This is a genomic window from Actinomadura napierensis (assembly GCF_039529375.1).
In the GTDB taxonomy this organism is placed as follows: Bacteria; Actinomycetota; Actinomycetes; order Streptosporangiales; family Streptosporangiaceae; genus Spirillospora; species Spirillospora napierensis.
In genome coordinates, this window is record NZ_BAAAMR010000006.1 from 118,525 (window position 1) to 142,083 (window position 23,559).

Here is a 23,559-nt window from a genome sequence, read left to right on the forward strand (position 1 = left end):
CTTGACAGCGTACGGCATACGCCTACGATCGTAGGTGTACGCCATACGCTTAAAAGGAGCGACGCATGCGCCTGGCCCCAGGATCCGACGTCCCGGCCCGCGAGCTGACCCCGGTCGGCGGCCCGCCGGTCCCCGTGCCCGATCCCGCCCACCTCGTCCACCTGCAGTTCCGCCGGTTCGCGGGCTGCCCGATCTGCAACCTGCACCTGCGCTCGTTCGTCGTCCGGCACGGCGAGGTCGAGGCCGCGGGGATCCGCGAGATCGTGGTGTTCCACTCGCCCGCCGAGGAGCTGCGCAAGCACATCGACGGCCTGCCGTTCCCCGTCGTCGGCGACCCGGCGAAGAGGCTGTACGCCGAGTTCGGCGTCGGGTCCGCGCGCCGTTCCCTGCTCGACCCCCGCGTGTGGGGCCCGCTGCTGTGGGCGGTGGCCAGCGGGACGTGGCAGACGATCCGGGGCCGCGAGCACCTGCCCTCGTCCAGCCCGGCGGGCGGCCGGCTCGGCCTGCCCGGCGACTTCCTGATCGGCGCGGACGGACACCTGCTCGCGGCGAAGTACGGCGAGCACGCCTACGACCAGTGGTCGGTCGACGAACTGCTCGCCCTGGCGGCCGAGGCGCCCGCCCCGACACGGAAGGCATGACCATGGAACCCTCCGACCGCCCCGCCGACGCCGCCCGCTACGAGGTGGTCAGCGGCGGGTACGACGCTGCCCTCTTCGCCGCCGCCGCCATCCCGCCCGCAGGCCGCGTGCTCGACATCGGCTGCGGCTACGGCGCGACCTCGCGCCGCGCCGCACGGCTCGCCGCGCGCGGGAGCGTCCTCGGCAACGACATCGTGGAGCCCCTGCTTGCCCAGGCCCGTGCGTTCGCGGACGACGAGGGCCTGGGCAACGTCGCGTTCGAGGCGGGCGACGCGCAGACGCATCCCTTCCCCCGCGGCGAGTTCGACGTCGCGATCAGCCGGTTCGGCATGATGTTCTTCCGCGACCCCGTGGCCGCCTTCGGCAACGTCCGCCGGGCCCTGAAGGCCGAGGGACGGCTGGTGTTCACGACCGTAGGCCCGCCCGACGGCAACGACCTGCCCGGCATCGTCGCCGCCGCCATGCCTCCGGCGCCGGCGGGCGCGCCCCCTGCCGACGTGCACTCCCTGTCCCGCCCCGACCGGATCGCCGCCGTCCTCGGCGCGGCCGGGTTCGCCGAGGTCCGCACCGCACCGGTCGAGACGTCCATCGTCCTCGGGCCGGACGCGGAGGCGGCCGCCTCGTTCGTCCTCGCCTGGGGCGCCTTCGGCGGCGACTTGGACGAAGCCGGCGCGGTACGCGCGCGGGCCGCCCTGACCGACGCGGCCCGCCCGTTCGAGACGCCCGGCGGCGTCCGGTTGCGGGGCACCGCTTGGCTGGTCACCGCGGTGTGAGCGTCAGCCGCGGACCGCGAGGACGAGTTTGCCGGTGGTGGCGCCGGACTCGATGCGCCGGTGCGCCTCGGCGGCATGCTCCAGGGGCAGTTCCTCCACCCGCAGCCGCAGGTCGCCAGAGGCCGCGGCGGCGACGGCGCGGCGCAGCGCCCGGCCCGCGTCGGCCGGGAACGCGCCCGAGAACGCGGCGAGGTTGAATCCCGACACGGACTTGTTGGTGAACCACAGCTCGTTCGCCGACACGCCCACGTCGTCCGCGCCGGACGCGTTGCCCATAACGACCATCCGGCCCATCGGGGCGAGGGCGTCGAGGCTGGCGCGGCGCGCGGGGCCGCCGACCATGTCCACCACGATGTCGAAGCCGCGCCCGCCGGTGAGTTCGGCGACCCGGCCCGGCAGCTCGTCGCGGAGCACGACGTCGTCGTAGCCGAAGCCGCGCGCGGTCTCGATCTTCGCCGGACCGCCGACGGTGCCGACCACGCGGCCCGCGCCGAGCTGCCGGGCCGCCTGGCCGAGCTGACTGCCCACGCCCCCGGCGGCGGCGTGCACCAGCACCGTCTCGCCCGGCTCGATGCGCGCCGCCCGGTCCAGGACGAGGAACGCGGTCGTGCTGTTGGACGGTACGGCGGCCGCGACGTCCAGGCCCAGGTCGAGGCCGTCCAGCGGCGCGACCAGGTCGGCGGAGGTGACGGCGACCTCGGCGTACCCGCCGCTGTCCACGATCGTCAGCGCGGCGACGGGCTGGCCGGGCCGAAGCCCCTCAACTTCGGGGCCGACCGCGCGGACGTGCCCGGACACCTCGATGCCGGGGACGAACGGCAGCGGCACGTCCACGACACCTCGCCGGTACAGCACCTCGGCGAAGTTGGCGCCCGCGTAGGCGACGTCGATCGACACCTCGCCCGGCCCCGGCTCGGGGACCTTGACCTCGTCCACGCGCAGTACGCCGGCCTCGCCGAACTCGGGAATGGTGACGGCCTTCATCAGTAACGCCCTCCTACGGCGGCGGGGACGGCGTCCAGCTCGGCCAGGTCGGTCTCGGTGAGGTCCAGGTCCGCGGCGGCGGCGTTGTCGCGCAGGTACCGCTGCTTCTTCGTGCCGGGAATCGGGATGACGTGCTCGCCCTGCGCCAGCGTCCAGGCGATCGCGACCTGCGCCGGGGTGGCGCCGTGCCGCTCGGCGACCGCCTTGACGACGTCGACGATGCGCAGGTTGGCCTTCAGCGCCTCCTCCTGGAAGCGCGGGTTGGCGCCCCGGAAGTCGCCGCCCTCGAAGTCGGCGGCGGTGACGGTCCCGGTGAGGAAGCCGCGGCCGAGCGGCGAGAACGGCACGAACGCGGCACCGTTGGCGGCGCACCATCCGACCACGTCGCCGGCCGCTGCGGCGCCGCCGACGCCCCGGTCGGGGCCGACGCCGTCACCGGAGGCGTCCGCGTCCGTCTGCCCCAGCGCGTCGCGTGTCCACAGCGACAGCTCCGACTGGACCGCTGCGACCGGGTGGACCGCGTGGGCCTCGGCCGCCTGCGCGACGCTCACCTCCGACAGGCCGAGCCGGCGCACCTTGCCCTCGGCGACCAGCTCCGCCATCGCGCCCCAGGTGTCGGCCAGCGGCACGTCCGGGTCGATGCGGTGCAGGTAGTACAGGTCGATCACGTCGGTGCCGAGGCGGCGGAGGCTGTCCTCGGCGGAGGCCTTGACGTGCTCCGGCCGGCCGTTCCGGACGATCTTCCGGGTGGCCAGGGACTCCACGACCAGGCCCGTCTTGGTGGCGAGCACCGCCTCGTCGCGGCGGCCGGCGAGGGCCCGCCCGACGAGCGTCTCGTTGTGGCCGTCGCCGTAGGGCTGCGCGGTGTCCAGGAACGTGACGCCCATGTCGAGCGCCTCGCGGATCAGCGCCACCGACGCGTCGTCGTCCCGCTCGGACTCGGTGTAGGCCCAGCTCATCCCCATGCAGCCCAGGCCGACGGCACCCACCTGCGTGCCCGCGAATTCGCGCTTCCTCATCGTCGCTCTCCCCTTCGTCCGGTTCGTTCGAGAACGATCGTGCCGGACGGAACGGAGAGCAGACAGACTCCGTTCATCCTGGGTGTGCCACCACCACCCTGGCGGGCGTCAGCTCGCGGCGGCGAGCCCGCGGCGCGACATCAGCCTCTCCAGGCGCTCCAGGGTGCCGGTGCCGGGGCGCGGGTTCTGCAGGACGAGGTTGGTGCCGGGACGGTCGGCCAGCGGCAGCAGCGTCCCCTCGAAGATCATCTCGCCGGCCTCGGGGTGCCGGACGCCCTTCACCGCCTGGATGGCCGCGCTGACCTCGTGCCGGGGCCACAGCTCGGCGAACTCCGGGCTGGCCGCGATCATGTCCTCCGCGATCCGGCCGAACTCGGGGTCGTCGGGATAGCGGGCGGCGTCCGCGCGAAAGCGGGCGACGACGTCCGGCGCGGCCGCCGCCCATTCCATGTGCATCTCCCGGTACCGGGCGTTGGTGAAGAACGACACCAGGCAGTTGTGGTCGGTGTCGCCGAACCCGAACACCGCGCGCGCCGCGTCGTTGATCGCGACGAAGTTCCAGTGCCGGTCGCGGACGTAGGCGGGCCGCGGCGACCACGCGTCCAGCACCCGCTGCAGCTCCGGGGTGATCGGCGCGGCCGGTCCGCACTCACGCTGCGGCGGGTTCAGCCCGGCCAGCAGGTAGAGGTGCTCGCGTTCGGCGGCGTCCAGCCGCAGCGCCCGGGCGATGGCGTCCAGCACGTCCCCGGACACCTTGATGTCGCGGCCCTGCTCCAGCCACGTGTACCAGGACACCCCGACGCCCGCGAGCACCGCGACCTCCTCGCGGCGCAGGCCGGGGGTCCGGCGCCGGCCCGCGTCGGGCATGCCGACGTCGGCGGGCGTCAGCCGGGCGCGGCGGGTGCGCAGGAAGTCGCGCATCTCCTCGCGGCGGCGGTCAGGGGCGGAGGCGGGGGTCGTACTGGCCATGGCGCCACGATATCCGGTGGCCAGGCAATGATCGCCGGGGCGGCGCTCCGGGAGGCACCGCTCACGTGGCCGGCGGTGCCGGCGCGTGCAGCAGCACGGTCCCGGACGCGTGCAGCCGCTCGATGGCCGCGTCGTCGCGTCCGAGCTCGCGCAGGACGGCCCCGGTGTGCTCGCCGAGCGACGGGACCGGGTCCATCCGCGCCTCGGCGTCGGCGAAGGTGATCGGCGGGCGGACGGCGCGGATCGTCCCGACCGGCGACCCGACCTCCCGCCAGCGGTCGCGCTCGGCGAGCTGCGGGTGCGCGATCAGCCCGTGCCCGTCGTTCAGCGACGCGTTCGCCACGCCCGCCTCGTCCAGCCGCCGCAGCAGCTCGCCGCGGCCCATCGCCGACGTGACGCCGGAGACGATCGCGTCCACCTTCTCCCGGTTGCGGACCCGCGCCTGGTTCGTGGCGTACTCCGGGTCGGTGACCAGGTCGGGACGGTCCAGGACGCCCTTCGCCAGCGCCGCCCAGCCGCGGTCGTTCTGCACGCCGATGACGACGTCGACCCCGTCGGCCGTGGGGTAGGCGTCGTACGGGGAGATCACCGGATGGCTCAGCCGGGTGCGCGGCGGCACCGCGCCCGTGTAGAGCGTCGTGTACATCGCCTGGCCCATCCACTCGGCGATCGCGTCGAACATCGTGACCTCGATCGCCGCGCCCTCGCCGGTGGTGCCGCGCCGGACGAGCGCCGCGAGCGTCCCGGAGAAGGCGTACATCCCGGCGGCGATGTCGGCCAGCGGGGAGCCCGCCTTCACCGGCGTCTCCGGGGTGCCGGTGACCGAGATCAGCCCGGCCTCGGCCTGGACGAGCATGTCGTAGGCGCGCTTGTCGCGGTACGGGCCGCGCGTCCCGTACCCGGACATGTCGATGACGATCAGCCGCGGGTCGCGGGCGCGCAGCTCGTCCGCGCCGAAGCCGAGGCGGGCGGCGGCGCCTGGCGCGAGGTTCTGCAGGAACACGTCGGCGCCCGCGATCAGCTCGGTGAGGATCGCGCGGCCCTCGTCCTGCTTGAGATCGAGCGCGACCGACTCCTTCGACCGGTTCAGCCACGCGAAGTGGGTGCCGAGGCCGCCGCGGACGTTGGCGTCGTAGGCGCGGGCGAAGTCGCCGCCGTCCACGCGCTCGACCTTGATGACGCGGGCGCCGAGGTCGGCGAGCTGCCGGGTGGCGAACGGCGCCGCGACCGCCTGCTCCAGCGCGACGACGGTGATGCCTTCGAGGGGGAGCAAGGGATCAGCCCTCCAGCAGCCGGCGGCCGATGATCATCTTCTGGATGTCGGCGGTGCCCTCGCCGATCAGCAGCATCGGCGCCTCCCGGTAGAGGCGCTCGATCTCGTACTCCTTGGAGTAGGCGTAGCCGCCGTGGATGCGGAACGCGTCCTCCACGACCTCCTTGCAGTACTCGCTGGCGAGGTACTTGGCCATGCCGGCCTCCAGGTCGTTGCGCTCGCCGGAGTCCTTGCGGCGCGCCGCCATCACCATCATCTGGTGGGCGGCCTCGACCTTCGTCGCCATCTCGGCGAGCCGGAACATGACGGCCTGGTGCTCGGCGATCGGCTTGCCGAACGTCTCGCGCTGCCGCGCGTAGCCGAGGGCCAGCTCGTAGGCGCGGCGGGCGACGCCGCAGCCGCGGGCGGCGACGTTGACGCGGCCGACCTCGACGCCGTCCATCATCTGGTAGAAGCCGCGCCCCGGCGTCCCGCCGAGGATCTGCGCGGACGGGATCCGGTAGGAGTCGAAGACCAGTTCGGTGGTGTCGACGCCCTTGTACCCCATCTTCTCGATCTTGCCGGGGACGGTCAGGCCGGGCGCGACCTCTCCGAACCCGGGCGTCTTGTCGACCAGGAACGTCGTCATGCCGCGGTGGCCCGCGTCCGGGTCGGTCTTGACGAGCGTGGCGACGAGGTTGGCGGAGCCGCCGTTGGTCAGCCACATCTTCTGGCCGTCGATCACGTGGTCGTCGCCGTCGGGGACGGCGCGGGTCTTGATCGCCGACACGTCCGAGCCGCAGCCCGGCTCCGACATCGAGAACGCGCCGCGGATCTCCCCGGTCGCCATCTTCGGCAGGTAGTGCGCCTTCTGCTCCGGCGTGCCGTGATGGGCGATCATCCAGGCGACGATGAAGTGGGTGTTGACGATGCCGGACACGCTCATCCAGCCGCGCGACAGCTCCTCCACCGCCAGCGCGTAGGTCAGCAGCGACTCGCCGAGCCCGCCGTGCTCCTCACCGATCGTCAGCCCGAACAGGCCGAGGCCCTTCATCCCGTCGACGATGGCCTGCGGGTACTCGTCGGCGTGCTCCAGCTCCGTGGCGACCGGAAGGATCTCCTTGTCGACGAACGCCCGCACCGTGGCGACGATCTCCCGCTGCTCGTCCGACAGCCCGTAGGTCTGCTGCAGCCTGCTCATGTTCCGTTCCTCCCGAGTCGGACACCTGCGCTGAACGTGTGGGGGCGGCTCAGCGGCCCTCGAAGCGGGGCGGGCGGCGCCCGGCGAACGCGGCGCGGCCCTCGGCGAAGTCGGCGGTGCCGAACAGCGCGGCCTGCTCCTCCCGCTCGGCCTCCAGCATCCGCTTCAGGCTGTGGTCGGCGCGGGCCAGCAGCCGCTTGGCGGCGGCGACCGACAGCGGGGCCAGCGACGCCGCCTCGCCGGCCAGCTCCAGCGCCGCGTCCAGGGCCCCGCCGGGCGGGGCGAGCGAGTCGGCGAGCCCGATCTCGCAGGCGCGGGGCGCGGGCACGGTCCGGCCGAAGACGAGCATCTCCTTGGCGCGGCCCATCCCGACGCGCTGCGGGAGCGTCCACAGCAGCCCGCCGTCGGCGACGAGCCCGACCTTGCCGAATGCGGCGACGAACCGGGCGTCCTCGGCGGCGACCACGTGGTCGCAGACGGCGGCGAGCGACACCCCGAGCCCGGCGGCGGCGCCCTCGACGGCCGCGATCACGGGCGTCCCGCAGGTCGCGATGAGCCGGACGGCCTGGTGCACCGGAGCCAGCCGCTCCCGGACCCCGTCAGGGCCGGCGCCCTCCATGGACCGGAGGTCACCGCCTGCCGAGAACGTGCCGCCCGCGCCCGTCAGCACGATCGCGCGGACGCCGCGGTCGTCGACCGCGCGCCGCAACTCCTCCAGGAGCCGCAGACGCATCGGGATGTCGATCGCGTTGCGCGCCTCGGGACGGTTCAGCGTCAGGACGCGGGTGGCCTCGTGGTCTGCCACCGCGACCACGTCGTCCGGCCGGACGCCGGTCACGCGCCCACCGCCGAGGCTCGCGCCGCGCGCCGCGGCCGTCCGGCGATGATGACCTGCTGGCCCATCGATCCCTCCTGGCTATTTTTTATACGATATTGCCGGACATGCTCGGAGTCGGGGATCCGTGCTCAGCCGGTCTGGTCCGCCCAGAACCCCTGGGCCTCCAGGTGCATGACGAGGAGCGTGCCGGCATGCCTGATGTGGGCGCGCATCGCGTTGCGCGCGGCGTCGGGGTCCCCGGCGCGCAGCGCCGTGAGGATCAGCTGGTGGTCGTCCACCGACGCCTGGGGCCAGCCCTGGATGCTGGAGTAGAAGCGGCCCGGCGCGTACCGCACCACGAGCTGCAGCAGCCAGGCCGTCTTCGGCGACCCGGCGCACAGGTTGACCACCCGGTGGAACTGGTGGTTCGCGCGCTCGATCCCGTCGGCGTCGCCGGCCTTGGACGCCTGCTCCAGCAGCCCCTGGGTCCGGGCGAGGGCCTCCAACTCGGGCTGCGCGATCTTCCCGGCGGCGCGGGCGGCCAGCTCTCCGGCGAAGTACGCCTGCGCCTCGAACAGGTCCTGGACGTCCTGGCGCGACAGCGGCGCCGGCATGAACCCGCGGCGCGGCTCCAGCGTGACGAAGCCCTCGCCGCGCAGCGACAGCAGCGCCTCGCGGACCGGAGTGACGCTGATCCCGAGGTCGTCGGCGATCCGCTCCAGCCGCAGGAACTCCCCATGCCCGACCTGGCCCGACATGATGAGCTCGCGGACGTAGGCGGCGACCTCGTCGCTCAGCTGGCGGCGCCTGCCGAGGGCCGGACCACCGGAAAGTGCCTCTGTCATCGTCTCCCGCACGCCGCTCATCGCTCGTCCGGCCGCCGTCATATTGACAACCGGCGCTTTCAAATCAAATATATGAAAAGGCGTTCGAAAGCGCCAGGGGCGGGAGGAGACCGGCAGCCGTGTTCACGCTGAGCGAGGAGGAGCGGGCCGTCGTCGAGGTCGTCGCGGACTTCGTCGACAAGGAGGTCCGCCCGGCGGCCCGCGACCTGGAGCACGCGAACGAGTATCCCGAGCACCTCGTCGCCCGCATGAAGGAACTGGGCGTCTTCGGGCTCGCGGTGCCCGAGCCGTACGGCGAGGTGTCGGTCTCCAAGACCTGCTACGCGATGGTCACCGAGGAGCTGGCGCGCGGCTGGATGTCGCTCGCGGGCGCGTTCGGCGGGCACACGGTCGTCTCGCACCTGCTCGCGGTCTTCGGCACCGAGGAGCAGAAGCGCCGGTACCTGCCCCGGATGGCGACCGGCGAGCTGCGCGCCACGATGGCGCTGACCGAGCCGTCCGGCGGCTCCGACCTGCAGTCGATGAGCACCACCGCGCGGCGCGAGGGCGACCGGTACGTGATCGACGGCGCCAAGATGTGGATCACCAACGCGCGGACGTCCGGCCTGATCGCGCTGCTGTGCAAGACCGACCCGGACGCCGAGCCCCGCCACCGCGGCATCAGCGTCCTGCTGGTCGAGAAGGGCCCCGGCCTGGCGGTCTCGCGCGACCTGCCGAAGCTCGGCTACAAGGGCGTGGAGAGCTGCGAACTGTCGTTCGACGGCTACGAGGCGCCGCTGGACGCCGTGCTCGGCGGCGAGGAGGGCCGCGGGTTCGCGCAGATGATGCGCGGCCTGGAGGTCGGCCGGATCCAGGTCGCGGCGCGGGCGCTCGGCGTCGCCCGGGCCGCCCTGGACGACTCCGTCCGCTACGCCCAGGAGCGCGAGGCGTTCGGCAAGCCGATCTGGAAGCACCAGTCCGTCGGCAACTACCTCGCCGACATGGCCACCGAGCTGCGCGCGGCGCGGCTGCTCACCCTGGACGCCGCCGAACGGCTGGACGCGGGCGAGCGCTGCGACATGGAGGCGGGCATGGCCAAGCTCTACGCCTCCGAGGCGGCGATGCGGATCGCGCTGAACGCCGTCCGGATCCACGGCGCGGCGGGGTACTCCACCGAGTTCGACGTCGAGCGCTACTTCCGGGACGCCCCGCTGATGATCGTCGGCGAGGGCACCAACGAGATCCAGCGCAACGTCATCGTCAAGCAGCTGATCGGGCGGAACCGGATATGACGCGACGCGGGCCGGGTCAGAGCCCCTCGTCGGGCTCCTCGCCCGCCCGGATCCAGTCGAAGGTGCGCTCCACGGCGCGCCTCCAGTTGTCGTACTCGTGCTCGCGGCGCCCCGCCTCCATCGCCGGGACCCAGCGGGCCGCGCGATGCCAGTTGCGCCGCAGCCCCTCCAGCCCCGCCCAGTAGCCGACGGCCAGCCCGGCGGCGTACGCGGCGCCGAGCGAGACGGTCTCGACCACCATCGGCCGCGCCACCGGCACGTTCAGCATGTCGGCGACCATCTGCATGAGCAGGTTGTCCGACGTCATGCCGCCGTCGGCCTTCAGCTCCCTGAGGCTGAGCCCGGAGTCGCGGTTCATCGCGTCCACGACCTCGCGGGTCTGCCAGCCGGTCGCCTCCAGCACCGCCCGCGCCAGGTGGCCCTTGGTGATGTAGGAGGTCAGGCCGACGATGATGCCGCGGGCCTCGCTGCGCCAGTGCGGGGCGAACAGGCCGGAGAACGCGGGCACGATGTAGCAGCCGCCGTTGTCGCTCACGGTGCGGGCGAGCGTCTCGATCTCCGGGGCGGTGGTGATCAGGCCGAGGCCGTCGCGGAACCACTGGACGAGCGCGCCGGTGATCGCGATCGAGCCCTCCAGCGCGTACACGGCCGGCTCGTCGCCGATCTTGTAGCCGACGGTGGTGAGCAGCCCGTTCTCCGACCGCACCGGCTTGGTCCCGGTGTTCATCAGCAGGAACGCGCCCGTCCCGTAGGTGCACTTGGTCTCGCCGGGCGCGAAGCACGTCTGGCCGAACAGCGCGGCCTGCTGGTCGCCGAGCGCGGCGCCGACCCGCACCCCGGGGATGACCTTGCGGGCCGTCCCGTAGGTCTCGGTGGACGACCGGATCTCCGGCAGCATCGCCCGCGGCACCCCGAAGAACGCCAGCAGGTCGTCGTCCCAGGACAGCGTGTGCAGGTCCATCAGCAGCGTGCGGCTGGCGTTGGTGACGTCGGTGACGTGCACGCCGCCGTCGACGCCGCCGCTGAGGTTCCAGATCAGCCAGCTCTCCATCGTGCCGAACAGCACCTCGCCGCGCTCGGCGCGCTCGCGCAGGCCGGGCGTGTGGTCGAGCAGCCAGCGGACGCGCGGCGCGGAGAAGTAGGTGGCCAGCGGCAGCCCGCTGCGCTCGGTGACGATCGCGGCGCCGGGCGCGCGGCCCAGCTCGTCGACCAGGGACCCGGTCCGCATGTCCTGCCAGACGATGGCGCGGCCGATCGGCGCGCCGGTGAGCCGGTCCCACAGCACGGTGGTCTCGCGCTGGTTGGCGATGCCGACGGCCGCGACCTGGTTCGCGGTCACGCCCGCCTGGGCGAGCGCCTCCGGCGCGATCCGCTCCAGGTTGCGCCAGATCTCCATCGGGTCGTGCTCGACCCAGCCCGGCCGCGGGAAGTGCTGCCGGTGCTCGCGCTGCGCCACCGACACCAGCCGGCCGCCGTGGTCGAACAGGATGCACCGGGTCGAGGTGGTGCCCTGGTCGATCGACATCACGTAGCGTTCGGTCACGTTGCGCCCTCTCCCCCGCCGTGCCCCTTCCCCGTCCCGCGGTTCCGCCGGCCGCCCGCCGCCCTCGCGCGTCCCCTCACCAGCGGCCCCCGGCCGTCACCATCGCGAGCCCCCGAGGTCGCGGGAGACGGCGCGGGCCGCGTCCCGCACGAACGCCACCAGCCGGGGCTCGGGGACGCGGGCGGCGTCGCAGATCCGCTCGACCGCCCCGGAGATCCCGATGGCCCCGACGACGAGTCCCCCGTACCCGCGGATCGGGGCGGCGATGCCGGCCTCGCCGATGGACAGCTCCTCGACCTCGGCCGCCCAGCCGTTGTCCCGGACCCGGGTGGCGGCCCGTGCGAGCAGGCGCGGGTCCGTGATCGTCCGGCGGCAGTAGGATTCCAGCTCGGTGTCGCGGATCGACGCCGCCGCGTTGGCGTCGTGCGCGAGCAGCGCCTTGCCGAGTGCGGTCGCGTGCAGCGGCAGCAGCGACCCGACGTCCAGCGCCTGCAGGGTGTCGTCGGGCCGGAAGACGTGGTGGACGACCAGCACCTTCCCGTCGAGGAGGGTGCCGATCCGGACGGCCTCGCCGCTGCGCGAGGCCAGCGCGTCGGCCCAGTTGATCGCGCGGGAGCGCAGCTCGTTGACGTCCAGGTAGCTGGTGCCGAGGTGCAGCAGGGCGGCGCCGAGCTGGTACTTCCCGGTGCCGCCGTCCTGCTCGACGAAGCCGACCCGCTCCAGGGTGCGCAGGATGCCGTGCGCGGTGCCGCGGGCGAGCCCGAGCGAGCTGGCGATCTCGCCGACGCCGAGCCGGCCGGAACTGGCGGCGAGCAGCCGCAGGATGGCGGCGGCCCGCTCGATCGACTGCACAGGTCCGGGCATGAATCCGATGCTAGTTCTCGGGCCAGGGTGCCGACAATGTCGGCAGCCGTCGTCATCACCGCCGTTTCCGTCCCGAACTGCCCGGATTCTGTGATCTGGTGCACAGGGGGGAGGGTAACCGGCGCCGGGCGATGGGGGAAAGTGTTCGACATTGTCGGCAGTCTTCCGTTGTTTCCGGGTCATCCCCGGCTTACGTTCGGGGCCAGCCTCATGGGGCTATGCGTCCACCCCCGCAGCCGAGGAGCACAGACATGGCGGAACGCCGGAAAATCCCACCGCTGGCCGGTGAGCTCGCCGCCGAGTTCGCCGGGACGATGATCCTGATCCTGTTCGGGGTCGGCGTCGTCGCGCAGGTCGCCGGGGCGAACATCGGCGACCACGACAGCATCGCCTGGGCCTGGGGCCTCGGCGTCACGCTCGGCGTCTACGTCGCCGCGCGGATCAGCGGCGCCCACCTCAACCCGGCGGTCACGGTCGCGCTGGCCGCCTTCAAGGAGTTCTCCTGGCGGAAGGTGGCGCCCTACATCGCCGCGCAGACCGCCGGGGCGTTCATCGCGGCGCTGATCGTCCGGTGGAACTACAGCGAGATCCTGGCCAAGGTCGACCCCGGCCACACGATCAAGACCCAGGGCGTGTTCTCCACGCTGCCGGGCAACGGGAGCCTGCCGGTCGGCACCTGGGGCGCGTTCCGCGACCAGGTCATCGGCACCGCCATCCTGCTGTTCGTGATCAAGGCGCTGACCGACGTGCGCAACGCGCCGCCGCTGGCCAACCTCGGCCCGTTCCTGATCGGGCTGCTGGTGGTGGCGATCGGGATGGCGTTCGGCTCGGACGCCGGGTACGCGATCAACCCGGCGCGCGACTTCGGGCCCCGGCTCGCCTCGTTCATCACCGGCTACGGCGGCGCCTGGAAGGACCAGAACGGGGATCTCTACTTCTGGGTGCCGATCGTCGCCCCGCTGATCGGCGGCGTGCTCGGCGCCGGCCTGTACAAGCTGCTGATCGGCTGGTTCCTGCCGTCCGGCGACGACGCAGAGCCGGACGTCGCCAAGCCCGAGCCCGAGTACGAGGCGGCATGAGCGCAGCGATCCGGGGGGTGTGGGGGGTCGTCCCCCCACGAGCAACCGGCATGAGCGCAGCGACCCGTCCGTCCCTTCCCACTGGAGAATCCGCACATGGCTGACTTCGTCGGAGCGCTCGACCAGGGCACGACCAGCACCCGGTTCATGATCTTCGATCACGGCGGCAACGAGATCGCCCGCCACCAGCTCGAGCACGAGCAGATCCTGCCGCGGGCCGGCTGGGTCGAGCACAACCCCACCGAGATCTGGGAGCGCACCCGCGCGGTCATCCAGAGCACGCTGAACAAGGCGAACCTCGGCCACACCGACCTGGCCGCCTTCGGGATCACCAACCAGCGGGAGACGACGCTGGTGTGGAACCGCCGCACCGGGCGTCCCTACTTCAACGCGATCGTCTGGCAGGACACCCGCACCGACCGCATCGCCTCGGCGCTGGAGCGGGAGGGCAAGGGCGACGTCATCCGGCGCAAGGCCGGGCTGCCGCCCGCCACCTACTTCTCCGGCGGCAAGATCCAGTGGATCCTGGAGAACGTCGACGGGGTGCGGGAGGCCGCGGAGAAGGGCGACGCGATCTTCGGGACGACCGACAGCTGGGTGCTGTGGAACCTCACCGGCGGACCGGACGGGGGCGTGCACGTCACCGACGTCACCAACGCCAGCCGCACCATGCTGATGGACCTGGAGACCCTCGACTGGGACGACGAGCTGCTGTCGTTCTTCGGCATCCCCCGCCAGATGCTGCCGGAGATCAGGCCGTCCTCGGCGCCCGGCGGCTACGGGGTGACGCGCGCCGACGGCCCGGTCGGCGGCGAGGTGCCGCTGACGGCCGCGCTCGGCGACCAGCAGGCCGCGACGGTAGGCCAGGTGTGCTTCGCGCCCGGCGAGGCCAAGAACACCTACGGCACCGGCAACTTCCTGCTGCTCAACACCGGCAACGAGCTGGTGCGGTCGAAGAACGGGCTGCTGACCACGGTCTGCTACCAGTTCGGGTCCGAGAAGCCGGTGTACGCGCTGGAGGGATCCATCGCGGTGACCGGGTCGGCCGTGCAGTGGCTGCGCGACCAGCTCGGCATCATCTCCGGCGCCGCGCAGAGCGAAGCGCTTGCGCGGCAGGTCGAGGACAACGGCGGCGTCTACTTCGTCCCCGCGTTCTCGGGCCTGTTCGCGCCGTACTGGCGGTCGGACGCGCGCGGCGCCATCGTCGGGCTGTCACGGTTCAACACCAACGCCCACCTGGCCCGCGCCACCCTCGAATCCATCTGCTACCAGTCTCGCGACGTCGTCGAGGCCATGCGCGAGGACTCCGGGGTCGCCCTCGACACCCTCAAGGTCGACGGCGGGATCACCGCCAACGAGCTGTGCATGCAGATGCAGGCCGACATCCTCGGCGTGCCGGTGTCGCGCCCGGTGGTCGCCGAGACCACCGCGCTCGGCGCCGCCTACGCCGCCGGCCTCGCCGTCGGGTTCTGGAACAACACCGACGAACTGCGCCAGAACTGGAACGAGGACAAGCGCTGGCAGCCCACCTGGGACGACGAGCAGCGCACGGCCGGCTACGCGGGCTGGAAGAAGGCCGTCAGCCGCACCCTCGACTGGGTCGACGTGGACTAGACCCGGCCGGGGCCACGACGCGCGGCGGGGCCGGGAAACCGGCGCCGGCCCCGCCCGCACCTTCCTGACCGACCACTCCTCATCGGGAGCATGCAGTGACATCCGTAGCCCTCGGCCCTCGGTACCGCGAGGACACCCTGCGCGCCCTGGCCGAGACCGAGTTCGACGTCCTGGTCGTCGGCGGCGGCATCGTCGGCGCGGGCGCCGCGCTCGACGCGATCTCCCGGGGCCTGTCCGTCGCCCTGGTGGAGGCGCGCGACTGGGCGGCCGGCACCTCCAGCCGGTCCAGCAAGCTGATCCACGGCGGGCTGCGCTACCTGGAGCAGCGCGACTTCGGACTGGTCCGGGAGGCGCTGCGGGAGCGGGGCCTACTGCTGCACCGGCTCGCGCCGCACCTGGTGCGGCCCGTCCAGTTCCTGTATCCGCTGCGCAACCGGGTGTGGGAGCGGGCGTACGTCAGCGCGGGCGTCACCTTGTACGACACCATGGGCGGCGCCCGGTCGCTGCCCCGGCACCGGCAGCTGACGCGCCGCCGGGCGCTGCGGGAGGCGCCGGCCCTGCGCTCGGACGCGCTCGTCGGCGCGATCCAGTACTACGACGCGCAGGTCGACGACGCCCGCTACACGATGATGGTCGCCCGCACCGCCGCCGAGTACGGCGCCAGGGTCGCCACGCGCGCCGAGGTGACCGGGTTCCTGCGCGAGGGCGAGCGGGTCACCGGCGCGCACGTGCTGGACCTGGAGGGCGGCCGGGAGATCACCGTCCGCGCGCGCCGGGTCGTCTGCGCGACCGGCGTGTGGACCGACGGCGCGCAGGCGATGACCGGGTCCCGCGCGGCGTTCGCGGTGCGCGCCTCCAAGGGCGTCCACCTGGTGGTGCCGCGCGACCGCATCCCGATGGGCACCGGGCTGATCACCCGGACCGAACGCAGCGTGCTGTTCATCATCCCGTGGGGGCGGCACTGGCTCATCGGGACGACCGACACCCCGCACGACGACGGCCCCGACGAGCCGGTCGCCGACCACACCGACATCGGCTACCTGCTGGAGCGGGTGAACGCGGTGCTGCGCACGCCGCTGACCATGGACGACGTGGAGGGCGTGTACGCGGGGCTGCGGCCGCTGCTGTCCGGCGAGATGGACGACACCGCGCGGCTCTCGCGCGAGCACGCCGTCGCGGAGCCGGTGCCCGGCCTGGTGGTGGTCACCGGCGGCAAGTTCACCACCTACCGGGTGATGGCGCGGGACGCGATCGACGTGGTCGCCGAGGGCCTGGACGAGTCGGTGCCCGCGTCGGTCACCGGACGGCTGCCGATCATGGGCGCGGTCGGCTTCGAGGTGCTGTGGAACGAGCGGCGCCGGCTCGCGGCCCGCTCCGGGCTGCACGTCGCGCGGATCGAGCATCTGCTGCACCGGTACGGGTCGTGCGCGCAGGACGTCCTCGCCCTGGTCGCCGCCGATCCGGCGCTCGGCGCCCCGATCCCCGGCGCGGAGGACTACCTGTGCGCCGAGGCCGTCTACGCGGTGACGCACGAGGGCGCCCTGCACCTGGAAGACGTCCTGGCCCGGCGGCTGCGCGCGTCGATCGAGGAGTGGGACGGCGGCCTCGCCGCGGCGGCGCACGTCGCCGAGCTGATCGCGCCCCGGCTCGGCTGGTCCCGCGAGGACGCCGCCGACGAGGTCAAGCGCTACGTCCTGCAGATCAGGGCGGAGCGCCGGGACGCGCCGGCCGTCGTGGAGCCGCCCGTGACGGCGGCCTAGCCGGCGGTGAACGTCGCGGTCATCGCGGTGACGCCGGCGGGCGCCTCGATCGACAGCTCCCCGTCCGGGGAACCCGCCGCCGCGAACGGGTGCCGCGCGTAGACGGGCCTGCGGGCGCGGAACGACAGTTCCGTCACCTTCAGGCCCGCCCTGCGCGGCAGTTCCAGGCACAGGATCGCCAGCAGCGGCCCGTGCACGACGAGCCCGCCGTGCCCCTCGACCTCGGTCGCGTAGGTCTCGTCGTAGTGGATGCGGTGGGCGTTGTAGGTGAGCGCGCTGAACCGGAACAGCAGCACCGGGTCGGCGGTCACCGGCAGCGTCCACGGCGTTCGCACGTCGGGCGCCTCGAAGGACACCTCAGGCGGGCGGGACGCCGCATCGCCGCTGCGGTAGACGAGATCCTGCTCCTCCACCGCGATCTCCGCACCGTCCCGGAGGAAGGTGTGGCGGACGGTCACGAAGAACATCTCGCCGCTGCGTCCCTGCTTGACCGCCGTGGAGGCCAGTTCGGCGCGGCGCGTCACGGTGTCGCCGACGCGAAGCGGCTCGCGGACGCGGAACCGGCCGCCGGCGAACATGCGCCGCCGGTCGGGGATCGGCGGCAGGAAGTGCCCGGCCATCGGGTGGCCGTCGGGGCCGAGCTCGCGCTGCGCGGGCCGTTCGAGGAAGTGCAGCCAGTGCCACAGCGGCGGCAGCTCCTCCCCCGGCGGCTCGACGTCCAGCAGCCCCGCGAGCGCGGCCGACGGCGCGGCGTCGATCACCTCGGCCGCCTCCACCGGTTCCGGCGACCAGCCGCCGACGTCGATCATCGCCCCACCTCTCGGCCGTCCGTCGTTCCCCAGGGATTATGCCGACCGGCGGGAACGGCGCCGGGCCCGGGCCCCGCGGCGGGGAGCCCGGGCCGGGGCGCCCTACTTCGCGAACGCGTCGACGCCGGTCAGCTCGGCGGAGTACGCCCACAGCCGGGCGGCCTCGTCCGGGTCGGTCGCGTAGGGCCGGACACCGAGGGGCGCGGGCGCGCCGGCCTTCCGGCCGCGGACCTCCGGAATGTCGGCCGGCGTCGGTTCGGCGATGTCGCAGTCCATGCAGTAGACGCCGCCCATCCCGTCCAGCCGTGGCGACGTCGCGGCCCACACCGCCGTCGCGGCGCCCTGCTCCGGGGTCTTGAAGCCCTGGGCGATCTCGTTGCCGTCCTCGTCGATCCACCCGTAGGCGATCTTGTCCTCCTTCGGGATGTGGCGCTGCAGCGGCGTGAGGATGCTGCCCGGATGGAGCGAGAACGCGCGCACGGCGTCCTTCGCAAGCGCGTCCAGGTGCACGGCGAACAGCACGTTGGCGGTCTTCGCCTGCCCGTACGCCTCCCACCGGTCGTAGCCGCGCGTGAAGTGCGGGTCGTCCCAGCGCATGCGGGAGAAGTGATGCCCCTGCGAGGAGACGGCGACGACCCGGGCGCCGGGCCTGACCGCCGGCCACAGCCGGTTCACGAGCGCGAAGTGGCCGAGATGGTTGGTGGCGAACTGCGCCTCCCAGCCCGGCCCGACCCGGGTCTCCGGGCAGGCCATGACCGCCGCGTTGCCGATGATCATGTCGATGCCGCGGCCGGACGCCAGGAACCGGTCGGCGAAGGACCGCACGCTCTCCAGGTCGCCGAGGTCCAGCTCGTCCACCTCGACGCCGCCGATCCCGTCGAGCGCCTCCTTCGCCGCCGCTGGACGGCGCGCCGGGACCACCACGTGCGCACCGGCCTCGGTCAGGGCGCGGGTCGTCTCCAGCCCGAGCCCGGAGTAGCCGCCGGTCACGACGGCCAGCCTCCCCGAGAGGTCGATGCCGTCCAGGACGTCCCGCGCCGTGCTGTCGAAACCGAAGCCCGAATCGATCCTGCGTTGCGGAGTGATCATGCACCGTACGCTACGAGTTAGAGCGCACTCTAAGTCAAGGCAGGCTCTCCGCCGGGATCTCGGGGCAGTGGGTGCCGGTGTAGATGGTCGGCATGCAGCGGTTGCAGTGAATGCACAGCGAACGCGTCGATGGGTCCTGCGCGATCCGGTTGACCAGGTCGGGCTCGCGCAGCAGCGCACGTCCCATCGCGACGAACTGGAAGCCCTCCGCCATCGCCCTGTCCATCGTCTCGCGGTTGGTGACCCCGCCGAGCAGAATGAGCGGCAGGTCCAGTTCGGCGCGGAACCGACGGGCGTGCTCCAGCAAGAAGGCGTCCTGGTACGGGTAGGCGCGCAAGAACTTCGTGCCGGACATCCGGATGCCCGTCCGCAGCGGCTGCTTGAAGTTGGCGGCGAACTCCTTGACCGGCGCGCCACCGCGGAACAGGTACATCGGGTTCAGGAGGGAACTGCCCGCCGTCAGTTCCAGTGCGTCGACGGTTCCCTCCTCCTGCAGCCACCGGGCGACCTGCAGGCTGTCGTCGATCTCCAGCCCGCCCGGCACACCGTCCCGCATGTTGATCTTCGCGGTGACGGCGATCCGGTCGCCGACCTCGTCGCGCACCGCGCGGGCGATGCCGAGCGCGACCTTCGCGCGGTTCTCGATCGGCCCGCCGTAGGCGTCGTCGCGCTTGTTCAGCCGCGGGCTGAGGAACGAGCTGGCCAGGTAGTTGTGCCCGAAGTGGATCTCGACGGCGTCGAACCCCGCCTCGATCGCGAGCCGCGCCGCGTCGGCGTGCGCCCGGGTGACCCGCTCGATGTCCTCGGCCGTCGCCGCCTTGGTGAAGCGCATGCCGAGCGGGTTGAAGAACCGCCCGGCCGACAGCCCCCGCATCTTGTTGGAGCTGGCGTCGGCGACCGGCCCGGCGTGCCCGATCTGCGCGGACGCGGCGGCGCCCTCGGCGTGCACGGCGTCGGTGAGGCGCCGCAACCCCGGAACGGCCTCGGGCCGCATATGGATCTGCCGCCGCTCCGTGCGTCCCTCGGGCGCGACCGCGCAGTAGGCGACGGTCGTCATCGCCACTCCCCCGGCGGCGGGCCGCCGGTGGTACTCGATCAGGTCGTCGGTGACGAGGGCGTCCGGCGTCATGCCCTCGAACGTGGCGGCCTTGATGACCCGGTTCCGCAGGGTGACGGGCCCGAGCTTCGCGCTCTCGAAGACGTCCACACCGAACTCCGATCAGGGGCGGGGGGGAAGCGCCGGGCCCGCGGTCTTCCGCGGGCCCGGACCGATCACAGGCGCTCGAGGATGGTGACGTTGGCCTGGCCGCCGCCTTCGCACATCGTCTGCAGGCCGTAGCGGCCGCCGGTGCGCTCCAGCTCGTGCAGCAGCGTGGTCATCAGCCGGGCGCCGGTGGCGCCGAGCGGGTGGCCGAGGGCGATCGCGCCGCCGTTGGGGTTGACCTTCGCCGGGTCGGCGCCGGTCTCCTTCAGCCAGGCGAGCACGACCGGCGCGAACGCCTCGTTGATCTCGACGGCGTCGAAGTCGCCGATCGTCATGCCGGTCTTCTTCAGCGCGTGCGCGGTGGCGGGGATCGGCGCGGACAGCATCCGGATCGGGTCCTCGCCACGCGCGGAGAGGTGGTGGATGCGGGCGCGCGGGGTGAGGCCGTGGTCCTTGACGGCCTGCTCGGACGCGATGAGCAGCGCGGCGGAGCCGTCCGAGATCTGCGAGGCGAGCGCGGCGGTGAGCCGGCCGCCCTCGACGAGGGTCTTCAGCCCCGCCATCTTCTCCCGGGTGGTGTCGCGGCGCGGGCCCTCGTCGGCGGTGACGCCCTCCAGCGGCACGATCTCCCGCTCGAACCGGCCCTCGTCGATCGCGCGGATGGCCCGCTGGTGCGACTCGTAGGCGAACGTCTCCATCTCCTCGCGGGAGATGTCCCAGTCGCGCGCGATCATCTCGGCGCCGTTGAACTGCGACACCTCGGCGTCGCCGTACCGCTCCGTCCAGCCCTTGGAGCCGGCGAACGGGCCCTGGGTGAAGCCGAGCGGCTCGGCGGCGGTCATCGCGAACGAGATCGGGATCTGCGACATGTTCTGCACGCCGCCCGCGACGACCAGGTCGGATGTCCCGGCCAGGACGGCCTGTGCCGCGAAGTGGACGGCCTGCTGCGAGGAGCCGCACTGCCGGTCGACGGTGACGCCGGGGACCTCCTCGGGCAGCCCGGCGGCGAGCCAGCAGGTGCGGGCGATGTCGCCGGCCTGCGGGCCGACGCTGTCGACGTTGCCGAACACCACGTCCTCGACGGCGGCGGGGTCGACCTTCGCGCGGTCCATCAGCGCCTTCAGCACGTGGGCGCCGAGGTCGGCGGGGTGGACGCCGGCGAGCCCGCCCTTCTTGCGGCCGACCGGCGCGCGGACCGCTTCGACGATGTAGGCCTCGGCCATGGGGGGTGTCTCCTTCGGGGCTAGCTCGCCTGGATGCCTTCGAGGACCATGGCGAGGTACTGCTTGGCGATGTCGTCGGCGGACAGCCGCCCGCCGTGCTGGTACCAGTTGGCCGCGACCCAGACGGTGTCGCGGATGAAGCGGTAGATCAGCGTCCGGTCGAGGTCGGCGCGGAACGCGCCCTCCTCGACGCCCCGGTCCAGCAGGGAGAGCCACATCTTCTCGAACCGGCGCTGCGATTCGAGCAGGTAATGAAAGCGTTCGCTGGTCGCGAGGTGCTTGGACTCGTTCTGGTAGAGCACGACGGCGGGCCGGTGCCGGTCGATCGAGCGGAACGACTCGACGATGACGCCCTCCAGGGCGTCGCGAGCGCTGAGGCCGGCGGCGAGGACGCGCTCGTAGGCCGCCCACATCTCGTCCAGGAAGGTCGACAGGATTTCGTCGGCCATCGCCTCCTTGGAGTCGAAGTGGTAGTAGAGGCTGCCGCCGAGGATCCCGGCGGCGTCGGCCACCTTCCGGATGGTGGTGGCGGAGTACCCCTGCGAGGCGAACACCTCGGCGGCGGTGGCGAGCAGCTCGGCCCGCCGTTCCGCGCGTGCGGCGGCGGTGCCCTCGGCGTCGCGCCGTCGTGGACTCATGGTCGGTTCCTAAGCGTGCTGGGAAGACACGGAGACGACCTCCCCGGTCATGTACGAGGAGTAGTCGCTGGCCAGGAAGACGATAACGTTGGCCACCTCCCAGGGCTCGGCGTAGCGGCCGAACGCCTCGCGCCGCGTCAGCTCGTCCAGCAGCTCCTCCGAGGTCACCTTGACCAGGTGCGGGTGCATGGCGAGGGACGGCGAGACGGCGTTGATCCGCACGCCGAACTCCGCGGCCTCCAGCGCGGAGCAGCGGGTGAGGGCCATCACGCCGGCCTTGGCGGCGGCGTAGTGGGACTGGCCCTTCTGCGCCCGCCAGCCGATCACCGAGGCGTTGTTGACGATGACGCCGGCGCCCTGGTCGCGCATGATCCGCAGCGCGGCGCGGGTGCAGCGCATCGTGCCGTTCAGGGTGATGTCGAGGACGCGGCCCCACTGGTCGTCGGTCATGTCGACCAGGTCCGCGGTGCCGCCGAGGCCGGCGTTGTTGACGGCGATGTCGATCCGGCCGAACCGCTCGACGCCGAGCGCGTACAGGGCCTGGACCTGCTCTTCGTCGGTGACGTCGCAGGCCAGTGCGGCGACCCGGTCGGCGCCGAACTCCTTCTCCAGTTCCTGCGCGGACGCGGTGAGCCGCCGCTCGTGCGCGTCGGAGATCAGGACGCGGGCGCCCTCCTCCAGGCAGCGGCGGGCGGTGGCGCCGCCGATCCCGGCGCCGGCCGCGGCGGTGATCACGACGGCGCGGTCCTTCAGCAGGCCGTGTCCGGGGACGTAGGGGGGCGGCGTCATCCGCGAGCCTCTCTGGGGAGACCGAGCACGCGCTCGGCGATGATGTTGCGCTGGATCTCGTTCGAGCCGGCGTAGATCGTGTCGGAGCGGGAGAACAGGAACAGCCGCTGCCAGTCGTTGAGGTCGTACGGTTCGCCGTCGGCGACCATCCCGGCGGCGCCGAGGACGTCCATGGCCAGCTCGCCGAGCTCGCGGTGCCAGGTGCCCCAGACGAGCTTGGAGATCGACGACTCCGGCCCGGGGGCGCCGGACGCGACGCCCGCCATGGTGCGCACCGCGTTCAGCCGCATGACCTCCAGGCCCGCGTAGGCGCGGGTGAGCCGGTCGCGCAGCAGCGGGTCGTCGATGGCGCCGGTGCGGCGGGCGAGGTCGAGCACGCCCTCGAACTCGCGGCGGAACCCGACCTGCTGGCCGAGGGTGGCGACGCCGCGCTCGAAGCCGAGCGTGGCCATCGCGATCTTCCAGCCCTCGCCGGGCGCGCCGACGATGTCGCCGGCGTCGGTGCGGGCCCCGTCGAAGAAGACCTCGTTGAACTCGGAGGTGCCGGTGAGCTGGACGATCGGCCGGATGTCCACGCCGTCCTGCTTCATCGGGACGAGCAGGTAGGACAGGCCGTGGTGGCGGGACGAGCCGGGCTCGGTGCGGCAGACGACGAAGCACCAGTCCGATTCGAGGGCGTTGGACGTCCAGACCTTCTGCCCGTCGATCGTCCAGTGGTCGCCGGCGAGTTCGGCGCGGGTCTGCACGTTGGCGAGGTCGGAGCCGGCGTTGGGCTCGGAGTAGCCCTGGCACCACAGCTCCTCGACCGCGACGATCGGCGGCAGGAAGCGGGCCCGCTGCTCGTCGGTGCCGAACGCGATGATGGTGGGGCCGAGCAGGTTCTCGCCGATGTGGCCGACGCGCGCCGGGGCGTCGGCGAGCGCGTACTCCTCGTTGAAGATCACCTGCTGCCGGACGGTGGCGCCGCGGCCGCCGTGCTCCTCGGGCCAGCCCACGCACGTCCAGCCCGCCGCGGCCATGTGCCGCTCCCAGGCCAGCCGCTCCTCGAACGCCTCGTGCTCGCGGCCGGGCCCGCCGAGCCCGCGCGCGTGCGCGAACCCGCCCGACAGGTTGGCCTCCAGCCAGCCGCGGACCTCGGCGCGGAACTCCCGGTCCGCCGGGGACTCGTTCTGCAT

At 72.9% G+C, this 23,559-nt stretch carries 22 protein-coding genes; 6 read left to right on the forward strand and 16 right to left on the reverse strand.

Translation table 11 applies throughout. The features are described 5' to 3' along the window. Positions 1-65: 65 nt before the first annotated feature. Positions 66-641, forward strand: a complete 576-nt coding sequence (locus ABD296_RS05870; protein ID WP_344262270.1) for a peroxiredoxin-like family protein — start codon at positions 66-68, stop codon at positions 639-641. Continuing rightward, complete coding sequence (locus ABD296_RS05875; RefSeq protein WP_344262272.1) at positions 638-1,414, forward strand: class I SAM-dependent methyltransferase; 777 nt, start codon at positions 638-640, stop codon at positions 1,412-1,414. The genes ABD296_RS05870 and ABD296_RS05875 overlap by 4 nt, the downstream gene beginning before the upstream one ends. Before the next feature lie 3 nt (positions 1,415-1,417). On the opposite strand, the gene ABD296_RS05880 is transcribed toward ABD296_RS05875, so the two are convergent. The 7 genes from ABD296_RS05880 to ABD296_RS05910 form a co-directional block, all read right to left on the reverse strand. Continuing rightward, a complete protein-coding gene (locus ABD296_RS05880; protein ID WP_344262274.1) occupies positions 1,418-2,398 on the reverse strand; it encodes a quinone oxidoreductase family protein in 981 nt (326 codons plus the stop codon). Beyond that, complete coding sequence (locus ABD296_RS05885) at positions 2,398-3,417, reverse strand: aldo/keto reductase (RefSeq protein ID WP_344262276.1); 1,020 nt, start codon at positions 3,415-3,417, stop codon at positions 2,398-2,400. Before ABD296_RS05885 ends, ABD296_RS05880 begins: the two co-directional genes overlap by 1 nt. Before the next feature lie 108 nt (positions 3,418-3,525). Beyond that, positions 3,526-4,386: a helix-turn-helix transcriptional regulator gene (locus tag ABD296_RS05890; RefSeq protein WP_344262278.1), complete on the reverse strand. Its 861-nt coding sequence runs from the start codon at positions 4,384-4,386 to the stop codon at positions 3,526-3,528. 61 nt (positions 4,387-4,447) lie between these two features. Further along, on the reverse strand, positions 4,448-5,659 hold the full coding sequence (locus tag ABD296_RS05895; protein ID WP_344262282.1) for a CaiB/BaiF CoA transferase family protein: 1,212 nt from the start codon (positions 5,657-5,659) through the stop codon (positions 4,448-4,450). A gap of 4 nt (positions 5,660-5,663) precedes the next feature. After that, entirely contained in the window at positions 5,664-6,839 is a 1,176-nt protein-coding gene (locus ABD296_RS05900) for an acyl-CoA dehydrogenase family protein (protein WP_344262284.1), read from the reverse strand. Positions 6,840-6,888: 49 nt separating this feature from the next. Then, positions 6,889-7,677 (reverse strand): enoyl-CoA hydratase/isomerase family protein, encoded by a 789-nt coding sequence (locus ABD296_RS05905; protein WP_344262286.1) that lies wholly within the window; start codon positions 7,675-7,677, stop codon positions 6,889-6,891. Between the two features lie 128 nt (positions 7,678-7,805). Next, positions 7,806-8,501 (reverse strand): GntR family transcriptional regulator, encoded by a 696-nt coding sequence (locus ABD296_RS05910; RefSeq protein ID WP_344262288.1) that lies wholly within the window; start codon positions 8,499-8,501, stop codon positions 7,806-7,808. Positions 8,502-8,620: 119 nt separating this feature from the next. On the opposite strand from ABD296_RS05910, the gene ABD296_RS05915 reads away from it, so the two are divergent. Beyond that, a complete protein-coding gene (locus tag ABD296_RS05915) occupies positions 8,621-9,772 on the forward strand; it encodes an acyl-CoA dehydrogenase family protein (RefSeq protein WP_344262290.1) in 1,152 nt (383 codons plus the stop codon). A gap of 16 nt (positions 9,773-9,788) precedes the next feature. Here ABD296_RS05915 and glpK (ABD296_RS05920) read toward each other — a convergent pair whose 3' ends face one another. Then, a complete protein-coding gene (glpK, locus tag ABD296_RS05920) occupies positions 9,789-11,315 on the reverse strand; it encodes a glycerol kinase GlpK (RefSeq protein ID WP_344262292.1) in 1,527 nt (508 codons plus the stop codon). A 96-nt stretch (positions 11,316-11,411) separates the two neighbouring features. Next, positions 11,412-12,179, reverse strand: a complete 768-nt coding sequence (locus tag ABD296_RS05925; protein ID WP_344262294.1) for an IclR family transcriptional regulator — start codon at positions 12,177-12,179, stop codon at positions 11,412-11,414. 251 nt (positions 12,180-12,430) lie between these two features. Here ABD296_RS05925 and ABD296_RS05930 point away from each other — a divergent pair, with 251 nt between their 5' ends. The 3 genes from ABD296_RS05930 (at position 12,431) to ABD296_RS05940 (ending at position 16,632) form a co-directional block, all read left to right on the forward strand. Continuing rightward, on the forward strand, positions 12,431-13,258 hold the full coding sequence (locus ABD296_RS05930) for an MIP/aquaporin family protein (RefSeq protein ID WP_344262296.1): 828 nt from the start codon (positions 12,431-12,433) through the stop codon (positions 13,256-13,258). 96 nt (positions 13,259-13,354) lie between these two features. Then, positions 13,355-14,872 carry a glycerol kinase GlpK gene (gene glpK, locus ABD296_RS05935; RefSeq protein WP_344262298.1) on the forward strand — a complete coding sequence of 506 codons (1,518 nt, stop codon included), beginning with the start codon at positions 13,355-13,357 and terminating at the stop codon, positions 14,870-14,872. A gap of 95 nt (positions 14,873-14,967) precedes the next feature. After that, entirely contained in the window at positions 14,968-16,632 is a 1,665-nt protein-coding gene (locus ABD296_RS05940) for a glycerol-3-phosphate dehydrogenase/oxidase (RefSeq protein ID WP_344262300.1), read from the forward strand. On the opposite strand, the gene ABD296_RS05945 is transcribed toward ABD296_RS05940, so the two are convergent. The 7 genes from ABD296_RS05945 to ABD296_RS05975 form a co-directional block, all read right to left on the reverse strand. Continuing rightward, positions 16,629-17,441 carry an FAS1-like dehydratase domain-containing protein gene (locus tag ABD296_RS05945; protein WP_344262302.1) on the reverse strand — a complete coding sequence of 271 codons (813 nt, stop codon included), beginning with the start codon at positions 17,439-17,441 and terminating at the stop codon, positions 16,629-16,631. The two genes, ABD296_RS05940 and ABD296_RS05945, sit on opposite strands and share 4 nt — an antisense overlap. A 102-nt stretch (positions 17,442-17,543) precedes the next feature. Then, positions 17,544-18,530: an SDR family NAD(P)-dependent oxidoreductase gene (locus tag ABD296_RS05950; protein ID WP_344262304.1), complete on the reverse strand. Its 987-nt coding sequence runs from the start codon at positions 18,528-18,530 to the stop codon at positions 17,544-17,546. Positions 18,531-18,564: 34 nt separating this feature from the next. Next, the gene (locus tag ABD296_RS05955; protein ID WP_344262306.1) at positions 18,565-19,737 is read right to left on the reverse strand and encodes an NADH:flavin oxidoreductase; all 1,173 of its coding nucleotides are present in this window, start codon (positions 19,735-19,737) and stop codon (positions 18,565-18,567) included. A gap of 65 nt (positions 19,738-19,802) precedes the next feature. After that, positions 19,803-20,957: an acetyl-CoA C-acetyltransferase gene (locus ABD296_RS05960; protein WP_344262308.1), complete on the reverse strand. Its 1,155-nt coding sequence runs from the start codon at positions 20,955-20,957 to the stop codon at positions 19,803-19,805. A gap of 20 nt (positions 20,958-20,977) precedes the next feature. After that, positions 20,978-21,595, reverse strand: a complete 618-nt coding sequence (locus ABD296_RS05965) for a TetR/AcrR family transcriptional regulator (protein ID WP_344262310.1) — start codon at positions 21,593-21,595, stop codon at positions 20,978-20,980. Between the two features lie 9 nt (positions 21,596-21,604). Next, complete coding sequence (locus ABD296_RS05970) at positions 21,605-22,384, reverse strand: SDR family oxidoreductase (protein ID WP_344262312.1); 780 nt, start codon at positions 22,382-22,384, stop codon at positions 21,605-21,607. Continuing rightward, on the reverse strand, positions 22,381-23,559 hold the full coding sequence (locus ABD296_RS05975; RefSeq protein ID WP_344262350.1) for an acyl-CoA dehydrogenase family protein: 1,179 nt from the start codon (positions 23,557-23,559) through the stop codon (positions 22,381-22,383). Before ABD296_RS05975 ends, ABD296_RS05970 begins: the two co-directional genes overlap by 4 nt.